Genomic DNA, 4,014 nt, shown 5'->3' with positions numbered 1-4,014 from the left:
CTCAAGCTTCACGATTTTTGCAACAGAGCCTCTTTACTTTCTCCTCCCCTCCTTTCGTGGAGTCTTCCCAGCTTGGAAGAGCTCCACCCATTGATGGGCCGATAGATCCTTGGGTAGGGCATGTGGATCTAGCCCCGCACCGATTGCCCACCTCCGAGCCTCGCGTGTAGTACGAAACAGCTGTGCTCGGGTAGCAATTTGCGCGATCCCTTTGCCACCACCGGTAAAAATCTTATGCACCATGGTCTGGAAAGCTTGGCGCGATCGTGGAGGTATGAGGGGGTCTTGGCGGCGCGTGATAATCAATACTCCACCATCAACGTTCGGGCGCGGTGTGAAAGCTCTTGCTGGGACACGTCGACCGAGTTCAAAATCAAACCACGGCCACCATTGGGCGGTCATCATGGTGGCTCCGCCGACACCTGCTCGGCGACGGGCCACCTCCCATTGGACGAGCAAGATAGCGTGCTTCCAACCTGGCGCACGAAAAATGCGACGCAGTATCGCGGTGGTCAGATGAAATGGAAGATTTCCTACCAGCACGTGTGGAATATGAGGAAGTCGATAGTGCAAGAAGTCGTCGTGTACGACCTCAACCTTCTTACCGACCCGCTGCGCTAGTGACTCAGCGAGTCGGCGGTCGATTTCGACAGCCCTCAACGGTCGTTCCAGGTGTACTAAATGCTTGGTGAGAGCACCAGCGCCAGGGCCGATCTCGATGATGGGTCCGGTGGTTGTTTTGACGTGTTCCAGGATCGATTTTTGGATCGTTTTATCGTGGAGAAAATTTTGGCCGTGTTCGTGACGGCCGTGATGATAGGCATGCATAATATAGCTCCGCAGAGTCGCAAACGGAGCCGGGTAGGCAGATAGACGCCGCCCGGCGGGACCGGTCGGACGGCGGGACTATGCAATAGAGAGTAGTTCCGCCGTCAGTGGCGGCGGAGCCTCATTGATGCAATACCTAGACAACACATGTTCAACACGTTAACACAACACCGTTGGCCTTTCAATTCGGCCGTTCAGGGCGACAAGAGGTGCCGCTACGCTGCGGAGCGGCACCGAGCGAAGACTCTCGCCACTTCGTCAGTGACTTCAAAAGTGAACCCGGGTCGCCAATACCAAGCGGCAGCCACACGAGTGTTGACATCCGGTCAGTCCTCATTTGACAGCGTCAAACCGGGTATACGCCGGTGACCAGTCCTCTTTGATGGGAACACTATTGAACTTTTGGTAGGAGGACACCTGTCAATGAGGCTCTCTATGAGTCTCGTCGCACGCTTGTGAGCATAATTTAGTTTGATGCTAACTGCTCGATCTCGTTTGGAGTGCCAGACATAATCGTTGCCGCATGTTCGGTAATCTTCTCGATTGGCCAGTCCCACCATTTTGCTGCGGTGAGCCGCGCGATATCCTCGTCGTTGAAGCGTCTTCGGATAGTTCTTGCGGGATTTCCTGCAACGATTTCGTATGGAGCGACGTCCTTCGTCACGACGCTGTGCGCTCCGATCACTGCCCCGTCTGCCACTGTGACGCTCGGCATGATCGTGGCTTCGCGTCCGACCCATACATCATTGCCAATCACCGTGTCACCTGATTGTTGGATCGACATAAAGGTTTCGAGCGTGTTTTCGGCCCAGGTGCCGCCAAACATTGTAAAGGGATAGGTTGAAGGTCCGATCATGGGGTGGTTCCCACCCGGCATCAGAAACGTTGCACCAGGTCCGATTGCGGTGAATCGGCCGATAATCAACCGCTGAGGTCCATAGAGGTATTTCACATTGGCCTGTTCAAACGCTGGCCGAAACCCTTCGTCATCGTAATAGGTAAAGTCACCGACTTCGATCAATGAAGAAGCTACATCATTCTTTAGGAAGATGACATTGGAAAGATCGGGTCTGGTGGAAGGATTCCGGTGATCGGGGTTTGGAATATTAAACATCACGTCTCCTTTGGTCCGGTAGGTTGCCTAGCATGTAGGCCATCCGCGTTGAGAGTCAGCCATGTAGTGATATTGAGACGTTTCAGGAACGCATCGTCATGGCTCACAACGATGAGGCCCCCGCGGTACGTACTAAGCGCGTCTACAAGTTGGTTGACACTATCCAGGTCGAGATTATTCGTGGGCTCGTCCAGTACTAGGAGCTGATGTGGTGGTTCAGACAGGAGTAACCGGGCAAGCGCCACTCGGAAGCGTTCCCCTCCAGAAAGCGTTCCGATGCGCTGATGGATGGTGTCACCACGAAACAAAAGCCGTGCCAGGTTTTCACGCACCTCTTCTGGAGGGGTATCAGGTGTCGCGTCTCGTATGGCCTCGAATACGCTGGCCTCATTATTGAGATGGCTGAGTCGTTGCGGTAAATACCCAATACGGTCTGTGTGTCGTATCGCATAGGGTAGTCCCTTTTTTGCACTACTGGGAATCACTAAAGTCTCGAGCAGACGTGTTTTGCCTATTGCGTTGGGACCAGTAAGGGCTAGACGCTCAGGTCCGTACATTACAAATCCGCTATCGTCGCTGTTGCGGAACTCAGCCAATTGTCTTCTACTAGCGACCTGTGGATCTGGAAGATTGATTCTAATGTGCAGGTCACGTCTGATTCGTGCAGCTTGCTCCTTCGCTTCAAGCTGCGCGGCCTCAAGTTTCTCATCGTGCATGCCTCGCAATTTCCCTGCGGAAACCTCCGCCTCGGTTCTACGTTGGTTCATGACGATTTTGGGTTTGCGCTTATTTTCGAAGTCCGTTTGCGCATACCGTCGACGACGTGCCAGTTTGATCTGCGCTTCAGCGCGTTGTTGCTTTTCGACTTTGACTTTTTGTTCAGCGGTACGCAGCGCCTGCTCAGCCGCGGATTGCTCTTGCGCCAGGTATCGTTGATACGCACTGTAGTTTCCGCCGAATACTGTCAATGACCCAGCCTGGAGTTCAGCCGTATCATCCATGAGGTCAAGCAGCATGACATCGTGACTCACGACGATAAGATTTCCACGCCATGCAGTAATGACATCGTAAAGTTTCTGGCGGCCCTCCCGGTCAAGGTTGTTTGTCGGTTCATCAAGCAGCACGATTTCGTGCTCGTCCTGCTGTAGTCCGGCAAGCGCAGCAAGCATTGCTTCACCGCCAGATAGGCTTTTGACTTTACGGTCAAGATCGATGTCGTATAGCCCGATACTGTCCAGAACAGCGCGTGCCCGGGCCTCGATATCCCAACTATCCCCAAGCGTTTGGAAATAGCCTTCTTGAACCTCCCCAGATTCAATGGCACGTAGTGCGTGGAGTTTCTGCTGAATCCCCAAAAGCTCGGCGACGGTAGATTCAGTATTGAGGTTGAGATTTTGAGGAAGATAACCGACACGTCCAGTGACTTGAATCGATCCGGAAGTTGCGGTCAGCGCACCGCAAATGAGTTTCAGTAGGGTAGTTTTTCCCGTGCCGTTGGCGCCGATCAGGCCAGTGCGTCCAGTTCTGAATGTGGCGTTCAGGTCGTGGAATACCTCGGTACCATCAGACCATTCAAACGATACTTCTGTAAGGGTTACGGCAGAGTCTTGGGGTATAAACATATAGCTCCAACTTGTCAGCGGAAGCGCTGACGGCGGAGCCTATGGGCAAGCTGCTACGACATCAGCGCACGAGAAGGTGCGAGAAACGGTCGTAGATCAGCATTGATTCTTCCTATACTTAAGATTCAGATAGCGTTGGCATTCTACCAGGTTTTTCACTGCGCATTAGCTTTCTGTCTGGCTAGTTTCGACTCAGAGAAATTCAGGATCCAGTGACTCTCTCCGGTGGAGCGTTCGCAACCGAACACAGGCCGCATCTGAATGAACTACTTCGTTTGGCTGTCGCCAACGGTCTCGCAGTGCTACACAGAAAGACTGACAGAAACGTCTAATTGGGTATGCCATGGCAGTCGTGTCGTATGACGATGAAACTCAAATCGTAGTGCCCGTCCAAGGGTTCTTACCCCAGGTCTTTACTGGCTCTGTTGCAAAGATTGGCGGCAGTCAGAG

The 4,014-nt window shown here is 53.1% G+C and carries 3 protein-coding genes; all 3 read right to left on the bottom strand.

Translation table 11 applies throughout. The features are described 5' to 3' along the window. Positions 1-33 precede the first annotated feature (33 nt). The 3 genes from erm to HMPREF3092_RS03075 all read right to left on the bottom strand — a co-directional run bounded on the left by erm (position 34) and on the right by HMPREF3092_RS03075 (position 3,564). Positions 34-828 carry a 23S ribosomal RNA methyltransferase Erm gene (gene erm, locus HMPREF3092_RS03085; RefSeq protein WP_043056605.1) on the bottom strand — a complete coding sequence of 265 codons (795 nt, stop codon included), beginning with the start codon at positions 826-828 and terminating at the stop codon, positions 34-36. Between the two features lie 466 nt (positions 829-1,294). After that, positions 1,295-1,942: a CatB-related O-acetyltransferase gene (locus HMPREF3092_RS03080; RefSeq protein ID WP_070423802.1), complete on the bottom strand. Its 648-nt coding sequence runs from the start codon at positions 1,940-1,942 to the stop codon at positions 1,295-1,297. After that, on the bottom strand, positions 1,942-3,564 hold the full coding sequence (locus HMPREF3092_RS03075; protein WP_070423801.1) for an ABC-F family ATP-binding cassette domain-containing protein: 1,623 nt from the start codon (positions 3,562-3,564) through the stop codon (positions 1,942-1,944). The genes HMPREF3092_RS03080 and HMPREF3092_RS03075 overlap by 1 nt, the downstream gene beginning before the upstream one ends. Positions 3,565-4,014: the final 450 nt, after the last annotated feature.

Source organism: Brevibacterium sp. HMSC24B04 (assembly GCF_001806835.1).
GTDB classification, from domain to species: Bacteria; Actinomycetota; Actinomycetes; order Actinomycetales; family Brevibacteriaceae; genus Brevibacterium; species Brevibacterium ravenspurgense.
Note: the sequence above shows the minus strand (reverse complement) of the source record. Positions and strands in the feature narration are given on the sequence as shown.

Bases quoted from the DNA above. Each gene is read 5' to 3' on its own strand.
- HMPREF3092_RS03080 (WP_070423802.1), bottom strand. From the start codon at position 1,942: ATGTTTAATATTCCAAACCCCGATCACCGGAATCCTTCCACCAGACCC.
- HMPREF3092_RS03075 (WP_070423801.1), bottom strand. From the start codon at position 3,564: ATGTTTATACCCCAAGACTCTGCCGTAACCCTTACAGAAGTATCGTTT.
- erm (WP_043056605.1), bottom strand. From the start codon at position 828: ATGCATGCCTATCATCACGGCCGTCACGAACACGGCCAAAATTTTCTC.